The organism is Pseudarthrobacter phenanthrenivorans, assembly GCF_036455295.1.
Lineage (GTDB): Bacteria > Actinomycetota > Actinomycetes > Actinomycetales > Micrococcaceae > Arthrobacter > Arthrobacter phenanthrenivorans_C.
Map to the genome: position 1 here is coordinate 1 of NZ_JAYXNX010000027.1, position 21,953 is coordinate 21,953.

The following is a 21,953-nucleotide window of genomic DNA, read 5'->3' on the forward strand; positions in this document are numbered from 1 at the left end:
GGAGGACTCAGTCGCATGCGCGTGACCACCATCAATCACGTGGTCTGGAAGGGGAGTGTTTGTCATGGGGGGTGTCCTTTTTGGGATGGGGTGGGCCCAGGCCTGCCGGGTTCCCTAGCCGGGCTTGCGGGGCCAGGGAGCAGGTGGGGACTACTTGCTGAGGTTTGCCAGGCGTTCGGGGCTCAGGAGTTCCTGGAGCTGGGCATCGGTGAGGAGCCCGTGTTCCAGGACGAGTTCGGCGACGCCCTTGCCGGTGGCAAGTGCTTCCTGCGCGATGGCAGTGGCGGTGGCGTAGCCAAGGTGGGGGTTCAATGCGGTGACCAGGCCGATGGACTGCTCCACAGTGCGGCGCAGGTGCTCGGTGTTGGCGGTGATTCCCCGGATGCAGCGGGCCGTAAGGGTGCGGCACGCCGATTCGAGGTGGGAGATGCTCTTGTGGAGGCTGTGGACGATGATCGGTTCGAAGGCGTTGAGCTGCAGTTGCCCGGCTTCGGCGGCCATGGTGATGGTGACGTCGTTGCCGATCACTTCGTAGGCAACCTGGGAGACCACTTCCGGAATGACCGGGTTGATCTTGCCGGGCATGATGGAGGATCCGGACTGCACGGCCGGAAGGTTGATCTCGCCGAAGCCCGCGCGCGGGCCTGAGGAGAGCAGGCGGAGGTCGTTGCAGATCTTGGACAGTTTCACTGCCACGCGCTTGAGGACACCGGAGAGGTGGACGAACGCGCCCACGTCCTGGGTGGCCTCGATGAGGTCCACGGCGGTGACCAGCGGCAGCCCGGTGATTTCCGCCAGGTGCCGGCAGGCTGTCGCCGCGTAGCCGGCGGGGGCGTTCAGGCCCGTGCCGATCGCAGTGGCACCGAGGTTGATCTCGTGGATCAGCAACTCGGCTTCCGCCAGGCGCAGCCGGTCCTCGCCGATGGTGACGGCGTAGCTGCCAAACTCCTGTCCCAGGGTCATGGGGACAGCGTCCTGCAGCTGGGTGCGGCCCATCTTTACCACGGTGCGGAACTCCATGGCCTTGGCGGCGCAGGCATCCTCGAGTTCCTCGAGTGCTGCCAGCAGTTCCCGGGCGGCGAAGATGGTGCCGAGCTTGACGGCGGTGGGGTAGACATCGTTGGTGGACTGGCTGAGGTTGACGTGGTCGTTCGGGTGCAGCCGGGCGTAGTCACCCTTGGGGTGTCCCAGGATTTCCAGGGCCCGGTTGGCGATGACCTCGTTGGCGTTCATGTTCGATGACGTCCCGGCGCCGCCCTGGACCACGTCCACCACGAACTGGTCGGCAAGGCGGCCGGCCATGACGTCCTGGCAGGCCTGTTCGATGGCGTCCGCGCGTTCGGCGTCCAGGAGGCCCAGCTCACGGTTGGTGCGGGCGGCGGCCAGCTTAACTGCGGCCAGCCCGCGGACCAGGTGCATGTTGGAAGACAGCTTCTGGCCGGTAATGGGGAAGTTCTCCACGGCGCGGAGCGTGTGGACGCCCCAGTACGCGTGGGCGGGGACGTCGCGGTCGCCGAGCAGGTCGTGCTCGGACCGGGTGGCGGCGGTTGCGGTGTCCGCCGCGGTGTCGGTGATGGTCATGGGTGTCCTCACAGGGCTTCGTTGTCGGGCGTGGACTGGTTGGTGTTCGGGAAAGCAGGGTTCAGGAAATAGGTGGTGAGCAGTCGGCCCACCTGGTGGCCGCCGCCCAGCACGGGTGCCGTGGCAATGCCGCTGAGCGGCTCGGTGTCCAGGCCCAGCGCTTCCAGGAGGTGGACGGTGGCAGGCATCCGGGCGCGGTCGCCGCCGTCGGAAATCTTCACGGCCACTGCGCTGCCGTCGGCCAGGCCCACCAGCTGCACGCCCTCAAATCCGTCCTTGGCGACCGCGCCGGGCAGCAGCCGCATCAGCGTGGTGACGTCGCGGCCTTCCCCGGCCACCATTTCCGGGTGGTGCTGCATGGCCAGGCCGACGGCGGCTTCCGGGCTGCCGTCGTCGAGCGCGGCTGCTTTGGCGATCCGGCCGAAGCCGCGGGCCATGCCGCCGAGCGTGAGGGCAAACAGCGGCGTGCCGCAGCCGTCGGTGCTTACGGCCGCCGGGTCCTCGCCGGTGAGCTCGCTGACGGTCTCGAGCACGAGTTGCTGCAGCGGGTGGGACGGGTCCAGGTATCCCTGCACTGGCCAGCCGTTGATCACGCAGGTGGCCACCATGGCGGCGTGCTTCCCTGAGCAGTTCTGCGTGATCTGGGTGGCGCTGCCTCCGTTCCGGAGCCACTCCTCACGCTCTCCAGTCCCGTTGGGGAGGTCGGTGCTGTTCCCCAGGTCGGTGGGGGCCAGGCCGTGGAGTTCGAGGATGCGCAGCGCGCCGTCCCGATGGATTGCTGCGCCTGAATGGCTTGCTGCGGCCAGGGCCAGGAGGCCGGCAGGCAGTTCAAGGCCGGCACGGACCATGGCCACGGCCTGGAAAGGCTTGAGGGCAGAGCGTGGATAGAAGGGTGCCATGGGGTTGCCTGCTGCTGCCGCCACTGAACCGTCAGCCGACAAGGCAACCGCCGAGCCGTAGTGGACGCTCTCCACCAGGCCGTCACGAACGGCAGCGACCAGCGGAGCGTGCTGCGGCAGGGCCAAGTCGGCCGGGGCAGCGGTATGGGCAGCAGAAAACACAGGGGATGGCATGGGGTCCTTGGGAAGGGTTGGATCGGCTAGTTGTTGAGGATGGAGTCCAGGGCCACGCCCACGGCTTCCAGATGGTGGGCCATGGCGGCGCGGGCATTCTCCGCGGAGCCGGCTTCGATGGCGGCAAGGATTTCCTGGTGCTCGATGTCGGAGGCATGCTGGCGGTCGGCCACCATGTTCAACGTCTCGGACTGGTGGGCCAGCGCGTCCCTGATGTCGGCAACAACGCTTGCGAACACCCTGTTGCCGCTGGCGCGGGCTATGGTGGCGTGGAAGCTGGAGTCCAGGGCAACCCAGGACTCCGGGTCCGTTTCCGTGGCCATGGCGGCAACGATCCCGCGGAGGATGTCGAGTTCCTCAGGGGTCCGCCGTTCTGCTGCCAGGCCGGCTGCAGGGACTTCGATGTGGGGGCGTGCTTCCGTCAGGTCCCGCGCCGAGTACTGCCCCAGCGTGAGGTCGTTGGCTACCTTGCTGGCAACAACGAACGTACCTTTGCCGGTCCGGGTGACCGTCAGGCCCAGGGCGGTGCAGGAACGGAGGGCTTCCCGGATCACCGAACGGCTCACTCCGTACTGCTGGGAAAGCGTGGCTTCTGAGCTGAGTTTGCTCCCCACGGGGATGAGTTCCGATTCGATGTCCCCGCGAATGGCGTTGAACACCGCCTCGGCAGCGCTCAGCCGGGCAAGGGGGCGGACTACAGGCTGTCCTGCTGTCCGGCTGTCTGACAGGTTCACGCCTTAAATATGGCACTGGTCACAGTTGGTGTCAAACTCCCCCTATGAATTCGGGGCACTGTCCTGTGGCCGGTTCGCCGGGCGCTGACGCTGCTTGCGCCGTCGTGCCTGGAAATGCCAGGCAACAAGTGCCGCCACTGCCAGGGCGGCAATGACGACGGCGAGGTCGCGGCCCACGGCCTGGGCAACGGCTTCGTATGAGTTGCCTGCCAGGAAGCCCAGCAGGACGAAGCCGATGCCCCACGTGAGGCCGCCTGCCGCGTTGTAGGCGAAGAAGCGGCCGTAGGGCATCCGGGACGTTCCGGCCAGGGCGGGCATGACGGCCCTGAAGAAGGCCGTGAAGCGCCCCAGGAACACGGCGGACCCGCCCTTCCGGCGGAGGAAGTCCTGCGCGTTCTCCAACCTGCCGGAGTGGCGGGCAAGCAGCCTGGTTTTCATCATTCGCGTGCCCAGGTGTTTGCCCACTTCGTAGCCCGCGGTGTCGCCTGTGATTGCGGCTGCCACAACCAACGCCATCATGGGGACAAGCTGCACTTCACCCCGGCTTGCCACCACGCCGCCCAGGACCGCCGCGGTCTCACCCGGAATGACGAAGCCGACGAACAGGGCGTCCTCGGCAAATACCAGGCAGAAGACCGCGATGTATGCCACGAGCGGGCTGACGTTCAGGAGGCCGTCGATGAAGCCCGTCATGGCAGCGGATCAGGCCTGCGGCGCCGGGACCGGGCCAAGCTTCGCCAGGAACGGAATGCGGGAGAGCAGCGCCAGGCCGAACCGGTTCCACAGGCCGGTCAGGAATGCCGCGCCAGTGGCAGCCGTGAGGAAGGACGCCGTGACGTCTGTGGGGTAGTGCACGCCCAGGTAGACCCGTGACAAGGCAACCAGCACGGGCACCACGATTCCCAGGACGGCCGCGGGCCGCTGCCACCTGGTGCCCCGGGCCAGCAGGAAGACGGCGATGGCCAGCGCGGAAGCCAGTGCGACGTGGCCGCTGGGAAAGCTGTCTGTTCCGGGTTCCGGGATCAGCGGGTTGAACAGTGCGGTGGAGTCGGGGCGATGCCGGGCAACCAGCACCTTGAACAGTTCGCTGCTGACCCAGCCGCCGGCGGCCACCAGCCCGGTGGCTACCGCATTCACCGGGCTCCGGCGCACCAGCAGGAGGAAGAGGCACAGCGCGGCGATCATCAGCACGCCGCCCGCCGGGCTGAACACTACGTTGATGACCATGGCGACTCCCGTGAGGGGCGCAGTGTGGTCATGGCTCAGCTCGGCGTCAACGGACATGTCAGCCGAGGTCAGCGCCGGGATGAACCGCAGCGCCAGGCCGGCGGCCACGATCAGGACCGCCGCGACGAGAGGCACTGCAATCCAGTGGCGCAACTGGGGAAGGACGGCCATGCGGACGGCTGCCTTGTCCGTTGGGGACGCCGCGGCGGGGAAGCGGTTGGGATGGGACGTCAAGGTTCAGCCTGTTTCTTTCGCCGGTCAGGGTACCTATGAGTATGCGCCCGCACGCCTGAAAGAAACCTGTGAAACTGGCCCCTACAGGTGCTGGATGCCTGCCCGCTGCATCGCGTCCCGGTAGGTCTCCACATTCTTGGCCAGGAGTTCTTCCTGCTTGGCCTCAGAAACAGCGAAGGCCCTGCCGCCAAGGGCGGAGGCCTTGTAGATTTTGATGCCGTTGTTCTTCAAGGATGAGTGGTAGGTCTTTTCGAACAGGGTCAGGAAGGTGGAGGCATCCGTGCCGTGGGCGATGATCGCCGAAACCCGGGCGTTGATCTTGAGGAACTGGCGGAAGGGCCGCAGACCGTCGGTTTTCTCCTGGACGCTCAGCGCGGAGGGGCTCCCGCTCTCACGGACCCACGGGTACGCGTTCCAGGGCATGACGTAGCGCGGGTCCAGTTCGGCGAGTTCGTAGATCTGGGTGGCACGGCGGGCCGCTTCGTCATCGTTGTTGTGGGAGACGAATCCGGATTCCGTTCCCTTGCCGGGGCTGGCTTGGAGGCTGATGATTCTGCATTCATCTTCATCGTGGACGGGGTCGATATAGGGAACGGTGGAACCGGGCTTCTTTTCCATCAGTTCATCGCAAAGCTGGGTCACCTTGGCGATGTTCGGTTCCTGTAGCAGGGCCTTTTTTTCGTCCCAATCAATCGTCACGATTTCTCCCTTGGCAGCGAGGCGTCCAGAATCAGGCGTCCTATGTCACTCTACGCTTCCCCGGGGAGGGGTGGGCACACCGAATTTTCCAGCGGGCCAATCTACCGCCGCCCGCGCATGTGCTGGCTGTTCAGTTCGTCGAGCTGTTCGTCGGTGAGTTCATCAAAGACCTTCGCTTCCCGCTTGTCGCTGCGGGAGAAGCGGATGAACATGAGGATGATCAACGGCAGATCCACCACTTCGCAGATGAACCAGAGGAGGTTTCCCGCGAACTGCTGGTCTTGAAGGGCGTCCCTGAACCACCACTGGGGATCGGGAACGGACGTCACGTGGTCAAGTACCTGGCCGCTGAGGCTGAGCAGGATCCCGGGGATCGCGTCGATCAGCAGCTCGATGAACACGAACATGAATTCAAGGGTCAGGTAGGCGCTGGAGCGCTGGAAGTCCGACTCTTCGATGATGGGAAGAGCCATCAGCATCCCCAGCAGCGGCACGGCGATCGTGAGGAGTGCATCAGCGGCAGGGTTGGTGCGCAACGTGTAGAAGGCTGGGGTGAGGAGTATGGAGAAAAGTGCGAGCCCCAGCAGCGGCGCGCCGAACGAGTTGCTGACAAACCGCACCGGCCGGCTGGCCAAGACCGCGTCAAACGCGGCTATGCCCTGTGGCGGCAAGGCAGCCCGGGCGAGGGTGAGGGGCTTTCCCAGTCCGATGAGCAGGGGAACAACGAAGAGCAGCAGGGAGAGCTTGAGGGTGAACGCCCACCGTTGCTGCGCCCCGTAGACGCCCGTGAATCCGCAGGTCAGCACCACGAATGTTCCGAGGCCAAGAACGTAAAACGCGGCGGTCCGCCAGGCCGGCCACCGGCGGCCCTTTTGGGTCGCTGCCCGCACCCCCAGCCCGTACAGGAGGCCTGTGACGGCGACGAAAGCCGCCGCGGCCCAGTCGAGTCGCCAGGAAGAAATCAGGATCTCAAGGGGTGGCACGGGCCAAGGGTAGCCGTCGTTCCTGAAAGTAACCTGTCCGCGCACCCGGCAGTGGTGGTGCGATGGAGTAGCAGGAATGGCTGTTGGGGTGGCGGCTGCTCCTGATGCACCACCGTTCCAGGAGATGCTGTTCAATGGACTATGCAGTTCACCAGGAAGGGCCTGAAGGCCGAGGGCTTCGCCGGCTTCAGACCAATCCAAAGCCTCGAAACCATGCGGATTCCGCAAGGAACAGGCCTCTTTGTGGTCGTGGCGCCCGAAGATTTCCAGCCGCGCTTTCTCGCGAAAAGCACCGCGGGAGTCTTCAAGAAGAGGGACCCGTCCCTCCCCGTAGCTGCACTGGCCGCCGAATGGGTGGACGCCGCCGTTGTTCTCTACGTGGGGAAGGCCGGCCCCGGCAGCAAAGGCAACCGTGGGCTTCGGCGCCAGGTCCAGGAGTTCGTTGACTTCGGGCAAGGAAAGCCGCCCGGCCACTGGGACGGGCGGCTTATCTGGCAGTTGGCCGACGCCGGATCACTCGCCATCGCCTGGAAGGAGCTTCCGGCGGACCAGCTGAACGGCGCAGAAGCGGGTTACCACGCTGCCTTCGTGGCGGAATTCGGCCGGTTGCCCTTCGCCAACCTTGTGCAGGCACGCACCAAAGCGGGCGCCTGACCTCGCGAGGCGCACCTGTCACGCAGGTCCCCGCAGCCGCTCCATCTCCCGCCGGTCCTTCTTGGTGGGCCGCCCTGCGCCCCGGTCGCGCTGCGGCAGCCCAAGCGCCGGAAGTGCGGGCCGTGGGGGAGTGTGGTCGGTAAAGCAGTGCGAGGCGGCCTCGGCGCCTACGCGCTTGGCGATGAGCCGCCGCACCTCCAGGACGCGCTCGTACCCCGGCATCCGGACCGTGACGGTATCGCCGGTGACCAGGGTGGCCGAAGCCTTCGACGGGTTGCCGTTTAGCCGGACATGGCCGGCCCGGCAGGCCGCGGTGGCGGCCGAGCGCGTCTTGTAGGCGCGGACGGCCCACAGCCACGCGTCGATGCGGACACTGGCGGGGGAGGAAGGCAGGCTGGTCATGATTGGCACCGAGTATAGCCCGGGGCCTGCAGCGTCACTCCACTGTCACCCTGACCTGCTGTACCACGTTGTTGCCCATCCCCTGGTAGTTCCAGTGCTGCTCCATGGGCTGGGTGGCGCCGGTGATGTCCGTGGCGCGGCAGGCCAGGACGTGCTCGCCGGGGTCGGCTACCCACGGCAGGCTCCATCTCCGCCACGCGAAACCCCCCGCCGGTTTCTCCAGGTGGGCCGGCAGCCAGGTGCCGTCGATGCCCACGTCGACGGCGGTCACGGCGCCTTCGCCGGACCAGGCCCTGCCCTCCAGCATGACCGGGCCAGCAGGAAGGAACCGCTGCCGGGTGAAGAAGTCCGGAACGCCTGGGGGGACCATCAGCGAACGGACCCTTATGCGCGTGACCGGTGTGCCGGCGTCGTCCGCGGATTCCTGGTACCGGTACGCGTGCTGCTGGAACCCGGCGAAGGGCGCCCTGACCACCTCAATGGACTGCAGCCACTTCACGCTGGCCATGCCATACCAGCCCGGGACCACCAGCCGCAGCGGGTAGCCATGCTGCGGCGGCAGGTCCAAGCCGTTCATCCTGTAGGCAAGAACGACGTCGGGACGCAGCGCCTCGCGGATCGGCAGGCTCCGCGCGTAGTGCTGGGGGACCCCGCCCTGTATGCCCGCGTCGGCTCCGGTGAACACCACCTCCAGGGCGTGAGGCAGCACGCCCGCCCTGCCAAGGAGATAAGCCAGTGGCACCCCAGTCCAGTGCGCCGTGCCAACCGCTTCGAGGACCCAAGGCTGGCTAAGGGGCCGGGGCTCAAGGAGCGACCTGCCGTTGCCCGCGCATTCGAGGGTCACGGGAACGGTGATGGCGGGATCCCTGCGGAGTGCCGCCATGCTCAGTTCGAGGGCCCGCTCCACGGCACCGCCGATCCGCAGGTGCCAGGAGGAAGCGTCCAGGTCGGGGATGTCGAAGTGGGTCAGCACATAGTGGAGCCCGGGCGGCGTGACCTCGCGGCGCAGCGCCTCCAGCGGCATGGAATGGTTGCGGGCGGCGAGCTGCAGCTCCTCACGGGTAAGCGGACCGGAGTCAGGAACTGCCGTTGCAGGCAGGTCCGGCGCCTGTTCCGCGGACTTCCGGGCGGACTGCTGGTTCCTGTAATTCATGGCGCTGCGATTCTGTGACGGACCAGGGACACCCCTGCCAACAGGTCTACGCCGGGCCACCCCGCCCGTCAACGAAATTAACCGGGCTACAGCACCGGCCGCGTCAGGAACTCGGCGAGGCTGATCGGGTCCTGCCCGGTCAGCCCGTGGACATCCGGTGAAAGGCCTGCCATCTCGCCTGCCGCCATCGCCGTGTAGGTGCTCACCCACGCGTCCAGCTGCCACTGCGGCGCGCCGTAGGAAGTCCTGGATGCGTAGGCTTCCTCCAGGGTCTCCGGCTGGTACCTCACGGTCCGGCCGGTGCCTGCACTCAGTACCTCTGCTGCCTGCGCCATGGTCAATTCCTCCGGCCCGGTCAGGTCGTAGGTCTTGCCCTTGTGGATGGCAGGATCCCTCAGCACGGCATGGGCGCAGCGGGCAATATCCTCGCGGGCCACCCCTGAAAAGGCGCCATCACCGGCGGGGCCACGGATCACTCCGTCGTCCCCCGTCATCAGCGGCAGGAAGTCCAGGTAGAAGTTGTCGCGCAGGAAGGTGAAGTCCATCCCGGACGCCCTGATGCGCTCCTCCGTGGCGTAATGGTCCCTCGCCAGGGTGAAGGTGGCATCGGGCGCCGCCCCGTAGAAGGAGGTGTACACCACCTGCTGCACCCCGGCGTCGGCAGCGGCGTCGATGAACGAGTAATGCTGCTGCAGCCTGTCCTCAGCCTCCGCGGCGGAGACCATAAACAGGACTTTCACCCCGTCCAGGGCGTGGCGGGAGGCTGCGCCGTCCCCATAGGAACACACCACCGAATGCGCCTCATCCAGCTGCGGCGCCCGGGAGGCGTCGCGTACCAGCAGGCGCTGGGCGAAACCGGATGCGGCAAGTTGCCGCGCCACCATTCCGCCCAGGCCTCCGGTGGATCCGGTGACAGCGAGCTCCGGCAATTCCGTCGGGGACGCCACTTACGCTTCCCGGGTGGCCGGCGATTTGGTCTGTGCCGGGTCCCGCTCGGCGAGGCCGCCGACGGCGTCGTCGATCCTCTTGAGGACTTCGGCCTCCAGCTTCACGCCGGCGGCACCCACGCTGTCGGCAATCTGCTCCGGGCGGGACGCGCCCACGATCGCGGACGCCACGTTGGGGTTCTGCAGCACCCATGCAACCGCAAGCTGTGGCATGGACAGGCCGGCCTCCTGTGCAATCGGCTTCAGGTCCTGCACGGCAGCCAGCACGTCGTCGCGCATCCACCGCTGGATCATCTTGGCGCCGCCCTTTTCGTCCGTGGCGCGACTGCCCTCCGGGGCAGGCTGCCCTGGCAGGTACTTGCCGCTGAGGACGCCCTGGGCCATGGGCGACCACACGATCTGGGACACGCCCAGCTCTTCCGACGCCGGGACCACCTCGGCTTCGATAACGCGCCAGAGCATGGAGTACTGCGGCTGGTTGGAGATGAGCTGGAAACCCAGTTCCCTGGACAGCTTGTGCCCCTCGCGGAGCTGGTCGGCGGTCCATTCACTGACGCCGATGTACAGTGCCTTGCCCTGCCGGACGATGTCCGCGAACGCCTGCATGGTTTCTTCCAGCGGCGTTTCGAAGTCGTAGCGGTGGGCCTGGTAAAGGTCCACGTAATCCGTCTGCAGCCGGCGCAGCGAACCGTTAATGGACTCCATAATGTGCTTGCGGGACAGGCCAAGATCGTTCTTGCCCTTGGGGCCGGTGGGGCCGAAGACTTTGGTGAAGATTTCCAGGGACTCGCGGCGCTCACCCTTCAGGGCCTGCCCCAGGACGGTTTCCGCGGCCGTGTTGGCGTAGACGTCCGCCGTGTCGAAGGTGCTGATGCCGGCGTCCAGGGCAGCCCGTACGCACTGGGTTGCGACGTCGTTTTCCACCTGGGAGCCGTGGGTCAGCCAGTTGCCGAAGGTGATTTCCGAGACTTTGAAACCGCTGTTTCCGAGGTATCTGAATTCCATGGGTTTCACGCTAACCCAGATGGTTGCTCAGGGTAAGGGCTTAGCCGTTATCCCGTGCCTGCTCCTTGAGCACCTTCTGTGGGCCGGCCAGGGAAACCAGGGACCCCGTATCCAGAGGCGGCACCGGATGCGGCGGCTGGGGCTTCTTGAAGGACCGCGGCATTTCGTGCGGCGGACGGTGGTTGTGCAGGGCCGACTCCACCAGCGGGGCCACCTCGGATACCTTGTCAGCCGGGACGGCGGGGTCGGGGAGGTCGCGCACGGACAGCTTGATTTCCGGCCGCTCCGCCTTGGCCCTGGCTTCGGCCCGCCTGTCCGCCTCGGCAACGGCAGAGGCCCAGTCTTCGGCGAGGACGGGCGGCTCGGGACGTGCTGCAGCCAGTTTCGGATGGCGTACGACGGCGGTGCGGAGCGACTCTTTCAGCCGGTCCGGTTTCAGCGCGGCGGCTCGTTCCCGGAGGGGCTTGCGCGGTGCCGGCTGCCGCGCCGCTGCCCCTGCGGCTCCGGTGGCGTCTCGTTTAGCGGGGCCCCGTCCGAGCAGGGTCATCAGCACGATGACGGCCAGCCGCCCCATGCCTGCGAGGACCAAGGTGAGCACGCCAAGAAGCAAGAGGACTGCGAACATCAGTAGGGCAATGCCCATGGTGCCCAGGAAGGTCAGGTTGAGGACGAGAGTGTCCGGGGTCCCCACGTCTTCTCTCCTCTCTGCCTGCATCCGGGGCCAGTTCCCGGCAGCCTGCGCCGGGGGCAAGGCCCTTCTCCACCATACGGATTTTTGCCGGGCCGTGCCGCCCCGGACCACGTCATGGCCGGGGTTGTAGCGAAGCTGTTACCGGATGTGACAGCATCGCCGGGTGACCGAATCGATTGACTCCGCAAACTGCTTGTGCCTGTCCGGGGAGCCGTACGCTGCGTGCTGCGGCCGGTTCCATTCGGGGCAGGCCGAAGCTGCAACGGCTGAGCAGCTGATGCGGTCCCGCTACACGGCGTTCGCGCGGCTGGATGAGGATTACCTGCTCCGCACCCACCACCCGTCCACGGCGCCGTCCAGCCTGGACCTTGACCCCTCCATGGAATGGCGCCGCCTGGACATCCTGGCCACCAGCGGCGGCGGACCCTTTGATACTGCAGGGACTGTGGAGTTCAAGGCCTACTACCGGCACGGTGCGGACCGCGGCGTTCTGCACGAGAACAGCAGGTTTGTCCGGGAGGGCGGCCGGTGGCTGTACGTGGACGGCGACATCCTCGCCTGATTAATCCCTGTCGTCGTAAAACTCGCTGTCCGGAGTGAATCCGGCGCGGTCCACTTTGCGGTGGAACCGCATGCCGGCCAGGCCACCCAGGACCGCCCCGACCAGGGCCACCACTGCCACCACGACCGCCGCGATGATGCTGGTGGTGGTCAGCTGTCCCTCGTTGACCGGGATGCGGGGGAAGCTGTTGAGGTTGGCCAGGACGTTGAACTGCTGCCCTGCCACCAGGCCCAGGATGGCCACCAGGATGGCCACGATCAGCGCCCAGATCCAGACCATCAACCCCTGCTTGACGCCGTTGAAGCGGGCCATCCGGCCTGCCACGTAGCCGCCGCAGTAGTAGGAGACGAACAGGATCACCAGCAGGACGATGATCCCTACCAGCCCCACCGTGCCGCTGTTCTGCGCGGCCTGGTTAACGGCCTCGTTCACGTTGGTGTTGTTGGCGAGGCCTACAGCAGTGCCCGCTGCCGCCACCAGTGCGGTCAGCAGCACGGCCATGCCGGTGGCCGTCAGCCAGCCGAAGAAGGCAGAGCCTGCCTTGATCCCGCCGAAACGTTCCTTCTGCCGTGCGACGGCGGTTTCCCTGTCCGCGAGCGCAGGATCCACTGCCGGCTCCACGACAGGGGTGGCAGTGGTGGGTGCGGGCTGGTACTCCCGCTCCGCGGAGGGCGGGATGTAGTCCCGTTCCACGGCGCGGGCCGGCGGCTGCTCGAAGGAGCGCGTGGCCGCGTCGTCAGCGGCTGCTTCCCGGTGGCTTCCGCGGGTGGTCTCGGCCTCCCGGGCGCGGCGGGAAGGCAGGTTCTCTGGGTCCGTTGAGCTGCTCATGGCTCAACTCAACCACCCGCCTGCAGTGATAGCAAGCGTGCTTACTATTTTGTGACCTGCGGTTTTACCGGTATTTCCGGTGCAGGTCCTGTTTCTTTGACGGCCCCGGGGAGGCGTCGGCGATCCACGGGCCCGTGCCCTCGGACTGGTCCAGCACCCCTGCTTCAAGCCAGGTGTAGTCCCCGGCGAGGACTTGGCGCGTCAGTGCGTGGTCGGCGTCGTCCGTATTCCGCCACAGCTGGTCGAAGTACTCGTCCACCCGGACCCTCGCCTGCTCGCAGTAGGCGTCGGCCAGCTCGTAGGCCCCGGCAGCCTTTTCAGGAGACGTTTTGAGGAGCATCTCGGCGCGGGAGCAGCAGGCGGTCATGGCGAAGAGTTCTGCGCCGATGTCCACCACCCGGCCCAGGAACGCCTGTTTCCGTTCAAGCTTTGCCTGCCACCTGCCCATTCCGTAGAAGGTCTGCCGGGCAAGCCTGCGCGACGAACGTTCCACGAACCGGAGGTGGCGGGCGAGCCGGCCGAATTCGCCGTAGGACCGGGGGTCCATGCCGGCGCCGGCCACCAGCTTGGGCAACCACTTGGCGTAAAAGCCGGAAGCGCCGACGGCGGCCTTCGCTTTGTCTGCCAGGCTGGCATCAAGCGACGCAAGGTCGCCCGCGGCGGCAAGGTGCGCGTCCACGGCTTCCCGGGCAATCAGGAGCCGCATGATTTCCGAGGATCCCTCGAAGATCCGGTTGATCCGCAGGTCCCGCAGCTGCTGTTCAGCGGGCACCGCGCGTTCTCCGCGTGCCGCCAGTGATTCGGCCGTCTCGAAACCGCGCCCGCCCCGGATCTGGACCAGCTCGTCGGCGATCCGGCAGCTGATCTCGGTAGCCCACAGCTTGGCCAGCGCAGCCTCGATGCGGACATCCTTTTGGCCCGCATCGGCGAGTTCGGCGGAGAGTTCAAAGACCGCGTCCAGCGCGAAGGCCGAGGCGGCGATGAAGGCAATTTTCTTACCCACGGCTTCGTGTTCACCCACGGGCCTGCCCCACTGCGTGCGGGCGTTGGACCACTCGCGGGCGATCTTCAGGCTCCACCTTCCGGAGGCCACGCAGAGTGCCGGCAACGCCAACCGGCCGGTGTTAAGGGTGGTCAGTGCAATCTTCAGGCCCTGGCCCTCGCGGCCCAGCCGGTTGGCAGCGGGCACCCGCACCTGGTGGAAGCGGGTCACCCCGTTCTCGATACCGCGCAGGCCCATGAAGGAGTTCCGGTTTTCCACGGTGATGCCCGGTGAATCCATCTCCACCACGAACGCGCTGATGCCGCCTTTGTGCCGGGTGCCGTCCGGATCGGTGTGTGCCGGCACCACTGCCATGACCACCACCAGTTCCGCGATCACCCCGTTGGTGGTCCAAAGCTTCACGCCGTCCAAGAGGTACGCGTCGCCGTCGTCGGTTGGCGTTGCGGTGCTGCCCAGGCGGGCGGGGTCGCTGCCCACGTCCGGTTCGGTAAGGAGGAACGCGGTGACGGCGCCGGCGGCGCAGCGGGGCAGGTACTCGCGTTTCTGTTCGAGCGTGCCAAAGACCTTGACCGGTTCCGGCACTCCAATGGACTGGTGGGCCGAAATAAGCGCGCCCAGGCTGGGATGCACGCTGCCCAGCAGTGCCAGGGCACGGCCGTAATAGACCAGTGAAAGGCCCAGCCCCCCGTACTCCTGCGGAATCTTCATGCCGAACACGCCGAGGTCGGCCAGGCCCTTGATGTAGTCGTCGGGAATCTTCGCTTCGCGCTCGATAAGCCGGCCGTCCATGGTGCGGGCGTAGTCGGTCAGGCGGGCCATGAATTCCTCACCCCGCTCAACGGAATCGGGCGCGGCTGTGGGCCAGGGGTGGACCAGGCTGAGGTCAAAACTGCCAAGGTACAGGCCCTTGGCGAAGCTTGGGCGGTCCCAGCCTGACTCACGGGCGGCCTCGGCGACGGCCCGCGCATCTTCAGCAGTGGCACCGGCACCGATGTTGCCGGCAGGGACGGGGGTTTCGTCAGCCGGGGCGTCCTTGGCCTGGCTGTCAGTGGCGGAGGTCATGGGTCATCTCCTTGGCCGGATTGGCCGGTGTAGCCATGGATCCGCCGGGGTTGGAGAACCCTTCAGCTGTCACTCAAGATTACCCGCGGGTAGGTTCCGGTACTAGGGGACGTTTGGCCCTGGAAATCTCCCGACAGGTCCACCGCGGCGGCGCGGTGGACCAGCTTGTCCCATCCGGCGTTGATGCCGTGGACCACGGCGAGGAGCGTATTGGCCACCACCATCCAGGTGAGCTTGCCCGCCCCCAGGAATGCCAGGGCAATGAGCCCGGCCGTGATGACGAATGCGGCCAGGACGGCGCCGAACACCAGCGTTCCGATGAACACCATCGTGGCTGTTTCCACTGAGCTTAGATCGAACTGCATGAATCCCCCTGCTGCGACGTTGCTGTGGTGAATAACTGCGGTGGCGAACCAGTGGTCCGCCAAAGACCAGTAGCAGAAGCGTAGGGGGACAGCCGCGCAGCCAGCCAGAGCGGATGGGGCAGAAGTGACTGTTGATACGGGATTGAAACACTACCCCCAGGTAGGTCACGAAGTGGTCGCGACGGCCTGCGTTAACCTTGTAGTTGGCAGTTTTCCGGTCCGCTCCCTTTGGGACCGCTCTGCCCAGCCCCGGAACAGTCCAACAGCCACCAGCCCAAGGAGAGTGCGTGCCCCGCTCCGCCAGGTCATCCGCTGACGCCATCAGCGCCCGGCTCCGGGACCTCGAACTCCTCACCAAGGGACCCGCGTGGGCCCTGACGCGCTCGGCGCCCTGGGTGATCGCGGTGCTCCAGGCTTCCTTCACCCGCACCCGGCCGCAGGTGCCGCTGGAGGAATTCCATGCCGACGTCGACTCCTTCCTTGAGGAGCTTCGGCGCCAGGATCCCGGGCTGGGAGGAGGGGCCAACGGCAAGGCGTTCGGTGACGAATGGACCCGGCGGCAGTTCCTGACCCGGCGGAACCAGTCAGGGCAGATTGTCTACGAAGCCACCGAGCCCGCCGCACGCGTGCTCGCCTTCCTGGACAGCCTTTCAAGCGAGCGGTCCACCCTGAACGGCTCCCGCCTGGGCACCCTGCTGGGGGACGTGGAAAAGCTCGCGAACGAAACCAACCCGGACCAGAGTGCCCGCCTCGAGGCCCTGGAAGAGGAGATCGAAGAGCGGCAGCAGCTCATCCAGGACATCAGCACGGGGGAGTTCGACGGCCTTCTTGACGACGACGAGGCCGTGGAGGCCGCCGGAAACATCCTGGACCTCGCCGCCAGCCTGCCTGCGGACTACAAGAAAATGCGTGACCGGATCGAGGAACTGGTGGGCGGACTGCGCAACCAGATCATCGAAGAGTCGCTGACCAAGGGTGCCACCATGGCCCAGGTCCTTGAGGCCGACAAGCGGCTGCGCCAAAGCCCCGAGGGCAGGACGTTCAGGTCATTCACGGCGTTCCTGGAAGACCCACAGCAGCAGCTGAGGTTCCGCTCGGCCATCGGTGAGGTGCTGAGCCGCGAGTTCGCCGATGATCTATCGCCCGAGGACAGGGAAACGCTGAAGAACCTGGTGGCTGAGCTCCGGCAGCAGCACAGCCAGATCCAGCGGATCTATGGCAAGCTCAGCGAAAGCCTCAACACGTATGTCCAGAGCGACGACTTCCGCCAGTCCGTCCGGCTGCGGCAGGTGCTGCGCGAGGCGGAGCAGGCCATCCGGTCCCTCCCCTACGAGCGGGAACGCCCCGGCCTGGTGCCCGGCCCTGTCCTGTACAACGCCGGGTTCGAGTCGCTGTCCATGGTGAAACTCTTCGATCCGGACGAGTTCGCGGCGCCGCCCCGGCTGGCGGACCCCATCGCCTTCACCGACTCAGACCGCGTGCGCTCGCCGAGGACGGGCAAGGCCAAACCGGCGGTGGTCCGGGCGGCCATGGCAGGAGCTGCAACGCTGGCCGACGCCTGGCAGCAGCTGCCGCCCGAAGAGCAGCACATCAACAGCATCCGCGCGCTGCTCTCCGAGGCCCTGCACCGGGGTGCGGACTTCAACCGCGGGGCCCTGGACGGCCTGGACTTCGAACAGATAGACGGTTCCACCCGCAGGGCCTACCTGCCAGTGGTCACGCTCGCAAAGGATTCAGATGACTGAAGAAATCACGACGCCGGTGGCCGAGCCGGTATCCATCCTCGACGGTGAGCCCACTGGGTCCCCGGTGGTTGAGCCCGTCGATACCCCGATTTCGACAAGCTCAATCACCGCGGCAGCCCTCTCCCCCCGCGACACCTTCGTCGACGGAGCAGCCTTGTTCCCCGGCGATACGGGGGTGCTGCCCATGAAGGTGCGGCAGGCCCTGGTGAAGCTGCTCAAGGGCCCGTACGTTGACGGCGGCCGGGACGAGAAGCTGTGGACGGTGCTGCTGGACAACCAGGTGATCCTGCGCAGCCGGCTTTCGGAGCTGTTCCTGACCCTGCAGCTTGACCATGAGCGGAAGATCGCCGTCCTGCGTCCCGTCGATCCGGACGTGATCGGAGGCAGCACCCGGTCCAGCATCCTGCGCCAGCAACGTGCCCTGAGCCGGGTGGAGACCATTGTGCTGCTTCGACTGCGCCTGCTGCTGGACCGGCACGTCACGGCGCAGACCGACCCCACCATCACCCGCGAGGAAATCACTGACCTGGTGGCGCACTACCAGCCGGCCGGCCAGCAGGATGCACTGCGCGACGCTGACGTGGTCACCCGCGCCATCACCAAGCTCCTGGCCCGCCAGCTCCTGCTCCCCACCGGGCTGGACGACGTCTACACCATCTCCAACGCGCTTCCCCTGGCCCTGCCGTTCGAAAACATCGGCGACATTCCTGCCCATATCGAGGCTTTGGTGGCGGCCGCGGCAGACGCAACGGGCACCGAGGCAATGCTGGACCTCGACGCCGGCCCGGCGGCTGGACCTGCGGATAGCGACGACGAGGACCCGGACGAAGCGGAGGCAGCCAAATGACGGTCGCGAGCATGTTGCCGTTGGGCGATGTGACCAACCCGGGGCAGATGCGCCTGGCCCTGGTGCAGGTGGTCAACTGGGGGACGTTCCACGGCGCCCACACCATGCACGTGGACCGGAACGGCACACTGCTGACGGGCAACTCGGGCGTGGGCAAGTCGACGCTGTTCGATGCGATGTTGCGCGTTTTCGATGCCCGGCCCCGGTCCAACGAGGCGGCGGCGCAGCGTTCCGGCGGTGCGGTTGAAGACAAGCGCACAACGTTCACCTACATGCGCGGCAAGGTGGGGGACAAGGCCGTGGGCGAGGGCTCGGCGAGTGCTTTCCAGCGCCCGGGGGCCACCTGGTCCGCTGTCGCCCTGACGTTCGATAACGCCGCCGGCACGCGGGTGACGGTGTCCGCGCTGTTCGACTTGCCGAAGAACGGGACCGAGTCCAGCGTGGGCCGGTTCTACCTGATCGACAATGTCCCCCTGGACCTTGAGGCTGTCGAGGGAATCGCGGACAAGCGCTTCACCAAGGGTGCGCTGGAGACGCTGTTCCCGCATGCGCAGGTGTTCGACGTGCACAAGGCCTTCGCCGAGCGTTTCCGGCGCCTGCTGGGGATCAGCTCGGACCAGGCACTCCCCCTCCTGCGGGTTATCCAGGCGGGCAAGGGCCTTGGCGGCAGCGTCAACACCTTCTTCCGCGACCAGGTCCTCGACGCCCCGGCGACGCTCGCCGCGGCGGACGACGTGGTGGAGGAATTCAGCAACCTGATGTCCATCCGGCAGCGGCTGGAAGACGTCCGGCAGCAGCGCGACCAGTTGGCCCCGGTGCCGGGACTGAACCGGGAGTACGCGCAGTCGCTGCTGGACGCGAACCGGCTCCGGGAGCTGGTGGGCGGGGAGTTCGAGGCGTACAGGCAGCAGCTCGCCGTCACGGTCCACCAGAAGACGCTGGCTCGGTTCAAGGAGCTGGCGCAGGCCAAGGCCAAGGAGCTCGGCGCCGAGCGCACGGTCCGCGACGGCCTGGCCAAGGAACTTCGGCAGCTGGAAACGGACTACAACAACCAGGGCGGCAACGCCATCTCGGCCATCGAGCAGTCGCTGGAGAACGCCCGCGTCGGCCTGAAGCTCCGCCAACAGGTTGAGGAGGCAGCCCAGCAGGCGCTGGCCGACGCCGGACTGCAGCTTGAGTGGTCGGCTGAAGGCTGGGAGCAGTCGCACGAGCAGGCGGCGGCCAGGTCCGCAGAAATCAAGGATGATTCGCAGGCCCTCCAGGAGCTGCGGTTTGAAGCCTTCGACGCGCACGCCTCCCGGAAACGCGAGCTGGCGGCGGCTGAGCAGGAACTTGTCTCACTGAAGACGCGCAAATCCCTGCTGCCGCCGTCGAGCATTGAAAACCGTGCCGCCATTGCCGCCGCCACCGGCATCCCCGAGGACCGGATGCCCTTCGCCGGCGAACTCATGGACCTCGCGGACGGGGAGGAACGGTGGCGCCCCGCTGCCGAACGCGCACTCCGCAGCCTGGCCACCACCTTGCTGGTGCCGGGCGAGCACTTCGCCGCCGTCACCCGCTATCTCAACGACCACAACGTCCGCGGTGCGCTCCGGGCAGTGGACGTGTCCAAGCCGCTGGCCGGCGGCGCGCTCGCCGTTGAAGACGTGCGCGACGGCGACCTGCTCACCAAACTGGACATCCTCGCCAGCGGTGCCGCTGCCGAGGCGGGGGAGTGGGTCAGGGAGCGGATCGCCCTGGACTTCGCCTTCCCCTGCGTGGAGGATCCGGACGAGCTGGCGGCCGTGGACAAGGGCCTGAGCCTGGGCGGCGTGGTCAAGCGCAACCGGCACACGGTGGAAAAGGACGACCGGTTTACCAGCCGCCAGGATTACGTCCTGGGCTTCGACAACGCGGCCAAGCTGGAACTTGTGGCCGGCCAGGTGGAGGACCTCCGGCAGGAAGTGGCCAAGGCCGCCGAACTGGCGCAGAGCCGCGAAGACTCGCACCAGGGCATGAGCAGGCAGCTCGATGCCTTGCGGCGGATCGCGGAAGACGACCGCCCCTGGGAACAGGTGTCCGCGGCCGTTGCCGCAGATGAGCTGACGCGGATCGAACAGCGGCTGAAGGACGCCCTGGCCGCGCAGGCGGACCTGGAACCGCTCCGCGCCACCATCGAGGAGGTCCGGCAAAAACACCAGTCCAGCACCGAGTCCGCCGCAGTCCTGCAAAGCGAATACAAGGCGCTGGACCGCCAGCTGACCGCTGCCGACGCGCTGCTGGAAGCCGCGCGCCACCGCCTTGCCGAGGCACTGCCGTCGGACGCCACCGTCACGGCACTGGAGCCGCACTTCGCGGAATTTGGCGACGTGACCGAAATGCACGAGCTGGACAACCTGGCCAACCGCGTGCGCACCGCCCTCCTGGGCGACCTGCACGCCGCCGAGTCGCGCGGGCAGGCCACGGCCGAGCGGCTAACCCGGATCTTTGAAGGCTTTGTCCGGGAATGGGGCAGCGCCATCTCGGCGGACCACGGAACCAGCATCGGCGCGGCCAGCGAATTCGAGGCCCGCTACCACGCGATCGTGAACGACGGCCTGCCCGCGCAGGAAGCCGAGTTCCGGCAGTTCTTCAACCAGCGCACGCACGAGTCCTTCAGCACCCTGCTGCACCTGCTGGACGAGGAACGCCGCTCCATCACCAGCCGCATCCTTCCGCTGAACGGCATCCTGTCGCAGGTGAACTTCCACGAGGGCAGCTACCTGGAACTGGACATCAAGCAGACGCTGCCGCCCACCGCCAAGCAGTTCAAGGACGCCATCCAGAACGCGTTGAAAGCCCGGCACACGCGGCCGGTAAAGGCCGAAACCGGCCGGGCCGACGGTTCCGGTCCTGACCAGGACGACGACGGTGAACTCACCGCGCGCTACAAGTCCTTGGAAACCCTGGTGAAGAGGCTCGGCTCCCAGGCACCGGAGGACCGGCGCTGGCGGGCCGAGGTGCTGGACGTGCGCGGGCACCTGTTCATCCTGTGCAAGGAGCACCGGGAGGTAACCAGTCCCCGTGGCGGCAGGAAGACCGAGGTGTTCATGCATGCGGACACCGGTTCCATGTCCGGGGGTGAGCGGCAGCGGTTCACCGCGTTCATCATGGCGGCGGCCCTGAGCTACCAGCTGGGGATCGCCGAGCAGGGTTTCACCACCTACGGGACCGTGATGATGGACGAGGCCTTCGTCCTCGCGTCGGAGGAGTTCGCAGGTGCCGGGATCAAGGCGCTGCACGAATTCGGGTTCCAGCTGCTGCTGGCAGCCCCCGAAAACGTGATCGACCTGTCCCGGCACCTGGGTTCGGTCACCGAAATCCTCCGTGACCGGCGGACCAACCGCTCCGGTGTGCTCACCGCGCCCGTCATCCGGCCCCGCCCAGGGGAGGAAGGCGCCTGGCGGTCCGAGGCGAACCCGGTGGATATCGTCCTGCGGTAACCGGCCCTACCTGGACTGCGCCGCTATTTCGCCTGCACCCGGCCCAGGAACTGCGCTGTGCGTTCCTGCAGCCCCTGGATCTGGCGTTGCACGACGGCTGCGGGGTCCGGGTTGATTTCATTGACCGGCGGTTCCCTTCGGACGTTGCCGCAGCAGACGAAGTCCGCGCAGATCAAGGTGCCCACGGTGTTGCCGTTGCGCCCGGACTGGCCAGACCGCCTGGCGACCCAAAGGAGGACGTCCTCCTTGGAGAACACATCGCGGCAGAGTTCGCACAGCACCGAGCGCTTCTTCCGGGCGCCGCCTTCGGGTGCCCGAAGCATGATGCCGGTGAGGCCCTTGGGTCCGGGAACCACCAGGTAACCGCGCAGCGGCATCTTCTCATCGCGCCACCCGAGGAACTCCAGGCTGTCCCAGTCAAGGGAGTCGAAGTTTTTGGGCAGTGTCAGCTTCGCGGCTTCTGAGCGGCTGGCGTTGACGAAGGACGAACGGATTTGCTGAGGCGTGACTGATTGCATGGCTGAACTTTCGTGAAGGTGGGCGGCCCGGAGCCGGGCCAGGGGTAACGGGGGAGTCAGTCAGTCTCCGCGGAGCAGGCCAAAGCGGCCACCCCGCTCTCCATGGCAGCGGCGGCCCGGACGGCCTTCTGCATGCGCATCGTTTCCGTTGTCCTGTTCCTTGTTCAGCGTTCCGGTGG

21 protein-coding genes are annotated in these 21,953 nt (G+C 66.7%); 5 read left to right on the plus strand and 16 right to left on the minus strand.

The window, feature by feature from the left end:
* Positions 1–150 precede the first annotated feature (150 nt).
* The 7 genes from VXJ37_RS20430 to VXJ37_RS20460 form a co-directional block, all read right to left on the minus strand.
* Entirely contained in the window at positions 151–1,581 is a 1,431-nt protein-coding gene (locus VXJ37_RS20430; protein WP_331324834.1) for an aspartate ammonia-lyase, read from the minus strand.
* Between the two features lie 8 nt (positions 1,582–1,589).
* Positions 1,590–2,654, minus strand: a complete 1,065-nt coding sequence (locus VXJ37_RS20435; protein ID WP_331324835.1) for an asparaginase — start codon at positions 2,652–2,654, stop codon at positions 1,590–1,592.
* 26 nt (positions 2,655–2,680) lie between these two features.
* Complete coding sequence (locus VXJ37_RS20440; protein WP_331324836.1) at positions 2,681–3,388, minus strand: FadR/GntR family transcriptional regulator; 708 nt, start codon at positions 3,386–3,388, stop codon at positions 2,681–2,683.
* A gap of 42 nt (positions 3,389–3,430) precedes the next feature.
* Positions 3,431–4,081 carry a DedA family protein gene (locus VXJ37_RS20445; protein WP_331324837.1) on the minus strand — a complete coding sequence of 217 codons (651 nt, stop codon included), beginning with the start codon at positions 4,079–4,081 and terminating at the stop codon, positions 3,431–3,433.
* A 9-nt stretch (positions 4,082–4,090) separates the two neighbouring features.
* Positions 4,091–4,849, minus strand: coding sequence for a phosphatase PAP2 family protein (locus tag VXJ37_RS20450; protein WP_331324838.1), 759 nt, complete (start codon positions 4,847–4,849; stop codon positions 4,091–4,093).
* A gap of 81 nt (positions 4,850–4,930) precedes the next feature.
* The gene (locus VXJ37_RS20455; RefSeq protein ID WP_331324839.1) at positions 4,931–5,548 is read right to left on the minus strand and encodes a uracil-DNA glycosylase; all 618 of its coding nucleotides are present in this window, start codon (positions 5,546–5,548) and stop codon (positions 4,931–4,933) included.
* A gap of 101 nt (positions 5,549–5,649) precedes the next feature.
* On the minus strand, positions 5,650–6,531 hold the full coding sequence (locus VXJ37_RS20460) for a cytochrome c oxidase assembly protein (protein WP_331324840.1): 882 nt from the start codon (positions 6,529–6,531) through the stop codon (positions 5,650–5,652).
* A gap of 141 nt (positions 6,532–6,672) precedes the next feature.
* Between VXJ37_RS20460 and VXJ37_RS20465 the strand changes: the two genes are divergently transcribed.
* The gene (locus VXJ37_RS20465) at positions 6,673–7,185 is read left to right on the plus strand and encodes a hypothetical protein (protein ID WP_331324841.1); all 513 of its coding nucleotides are present in this window, start codon (positions 6,673–6,675) and stop codon (positions 7,183–7,185) included.
* Between the two features lie 18 nt (positions 7,186–7,203).
* Here the strand turns inward: VXJ37_RS20465 and VXJ37_RS20470 are convergent, their stop codons facing one another.
* From VXJ37_RS20470 to VXJ37_RS20490, 5 genes are all read right to left on the minus strand, one after another.
* Positions 7,204–7,587: an RNA-binding S4 domain-containing protein gene (locus tag VXJ37_RS20470; protein ID WP_331324842.1), complete on the minus strand. Its 384-nt coding sequence runs from the start codon at positions 7,585–7,587 to the stop codon at positions 7,204–7,206.
* Positions 7,588–7,621: 34 nt separating this feature from the next.
* Complete coding sequence (locus VXJ37_RS20475) at positions 7,622–8,740, minus strand: sulfite oxidase (protein ID WP_331324843.1); 1,119 nt, start codon at positions 8,738–8,740, stop codon at positions 7,622–7,624.
* Between the two features lie 86 nt (positions 8,741–8,826).
* Positions 8,827–9,687 (minus strand): SDR family oxidoreductase, encoded by an 861-nt coding sequence (locus VXJ37_RS20480; RefSeq protein WP_331324844.1) that lies wholly within the window; start codon positions 9,685–9,687, stop codon positions 8,827–8,829.
* On the minus strand, positions 9,688–10,692 hold the full coding sequence (locus VXJ37_RS20485; RefSeq protein ID WP_331324845.1) for an aldo/keto reductase family protein: 1,005 nt from the start codon (positions 10,690–10,692) through the stop codon (positions 9,688–9,690). It abuts the gene before it with no gap.
* 40 nt (positions 10,693–10,732) lie between these two features.
* The gene (locus VXJ37_RS20490) at positions 10,733–11,383 is read right to left on the minus strand and encodes a hypothetical protein (RefSeq protein WP_331324846.1); all 651 of its coding nucleotides are present in this window, start codon (positions 11,381–11,383) and stop codon (positions 10,733–10,735) included.
* A 163-nt stretch (positions 11,384–11,546) separates the two neighbouring features.
* Here VXJ37_RS20490 and VXJ37_RS20495 point away from each other — a divergent pair, with 163 nt between their 5' ends.
* On the plus strand, positions 11,547–11,945 hold the full coding sequence (locus VXJ37_RS20495; RefSeq protein WP_331324847.1) for a YchJ family protein: 399 nt from the start codon (positions 11,547–11,549) through the stop codon (positions 11,943–11,945).
* Here the strand turns inward: VXJ37_RS20495 and VXJ37_RS20500 are convergent, their stop codons facing one another.
* The 3 genes from VXJ37_RS20500 to VXJ37_RS20510 all read right to left on the minus strand — a co-directional run bounded on the left by VXJ37_RS20500 (position 11,946) and on the right by VXJ37_RS20510 (position 15,203).
* A complete protein-coding gene (locus tag VXJ37_RS20500; RefSeq protein WP_331324848.1) occupies positions 11,946–12,773 on the minus strand; it encodes a TIGR04086 family membrane protein in 828 nt (275 codons plus the stop codon). It abuts the gene before it with no gap.
* A 64-nt stretch (positions 12,774–12,837) separates the two neighbouring features.
* Entirely contained in the window at positions 12,838–14,838 is a 2,001-nt protein-coding gene (locus VXJ37_RS20505; RefSeq protein WP_331324849.1) for an acyl-CoA dehydrogenase family protein, read from the minus strand.
* A gap of 62 nt (positions 14,839–14,900) precedes the next feature.
* A complete protein-coding gene (locus tag VXJ37_RS20510) occupies positions 14,901–15,203 on the minus strand; it encodes a hypothetical protein (RefSeq protein ID WP_331324850.1) in 303 nt (100 codons plus the stop codon).
* A gap of 287 nt (positions 15,204–15,490) precedes the next feature.
* Here VXJ37_RS20510 and VXJ37_RS20515 point away from each other — a divergent pair, with 287 nt between their 5' ends.
* From VXJ37_RS20515 to VXJ37_RS20525, 3 genes are read left to right on the plus strand one after another with little or no spacing between them, the layout of a single operon-like run.
* Positions 15,491–16,948 carry a DUF3375 family protein gene (locus VXJ37_RS20515; RefSeq protein ID WP_331324851.1) on the plus strand — a complete coding sequence of 486 codons (1,458 nt, stop codon included), beginning with the start codon at positions 15,491–15,493 and terminating at the stop codon, positions 16,946–16,948.
* Positions 16,941–17,795, plus strand: coding sequence for a DUF4194 domain-containing protein (locus tag VXJ37_RS20520; protein WP_331324852.1), 855 nt, complete (start codon positions 16,941–16,943; stop codon positions 17,793–17,795). The genes VXJ37_RS20515 and VXJ37_RS20520 overlap by 8 nt, the downstream gene beginning before the upstream one ends.
* Positions 17,792–21,256: an ATP-binding protein gene (locus tag VXJ37_RS20525; protein ID WP_331324853.1), complete on the plus strand. Its 3,465-nt coding sequence runs from the start codon at positions 17,792–17,794 to the stop codon at positions 21,254–21,256. The genes VXJ37_RS20520 and VXJ37_RS20525 overlap by 4 nt, the downstream gene beginning before the upstream one ends.
* Before the next feature lie 23 nt (positions 21,257–21,279).
* Here VXJ37_RS20525 and VXJ37_RS20530 read toward each other — a convergent pair whose 3' ends face one another.
* Entirely contained in the window at positions 21,280–21,774 is a 495-nt protein-coding gene (locus tag VXJ37_RS20530) for an FBP domain-containing protein (RefSeq protein WP_141945129.1), read from the minus strand.
* Positions 21,775–21,953: the final 179 nt, after the last annotated feature.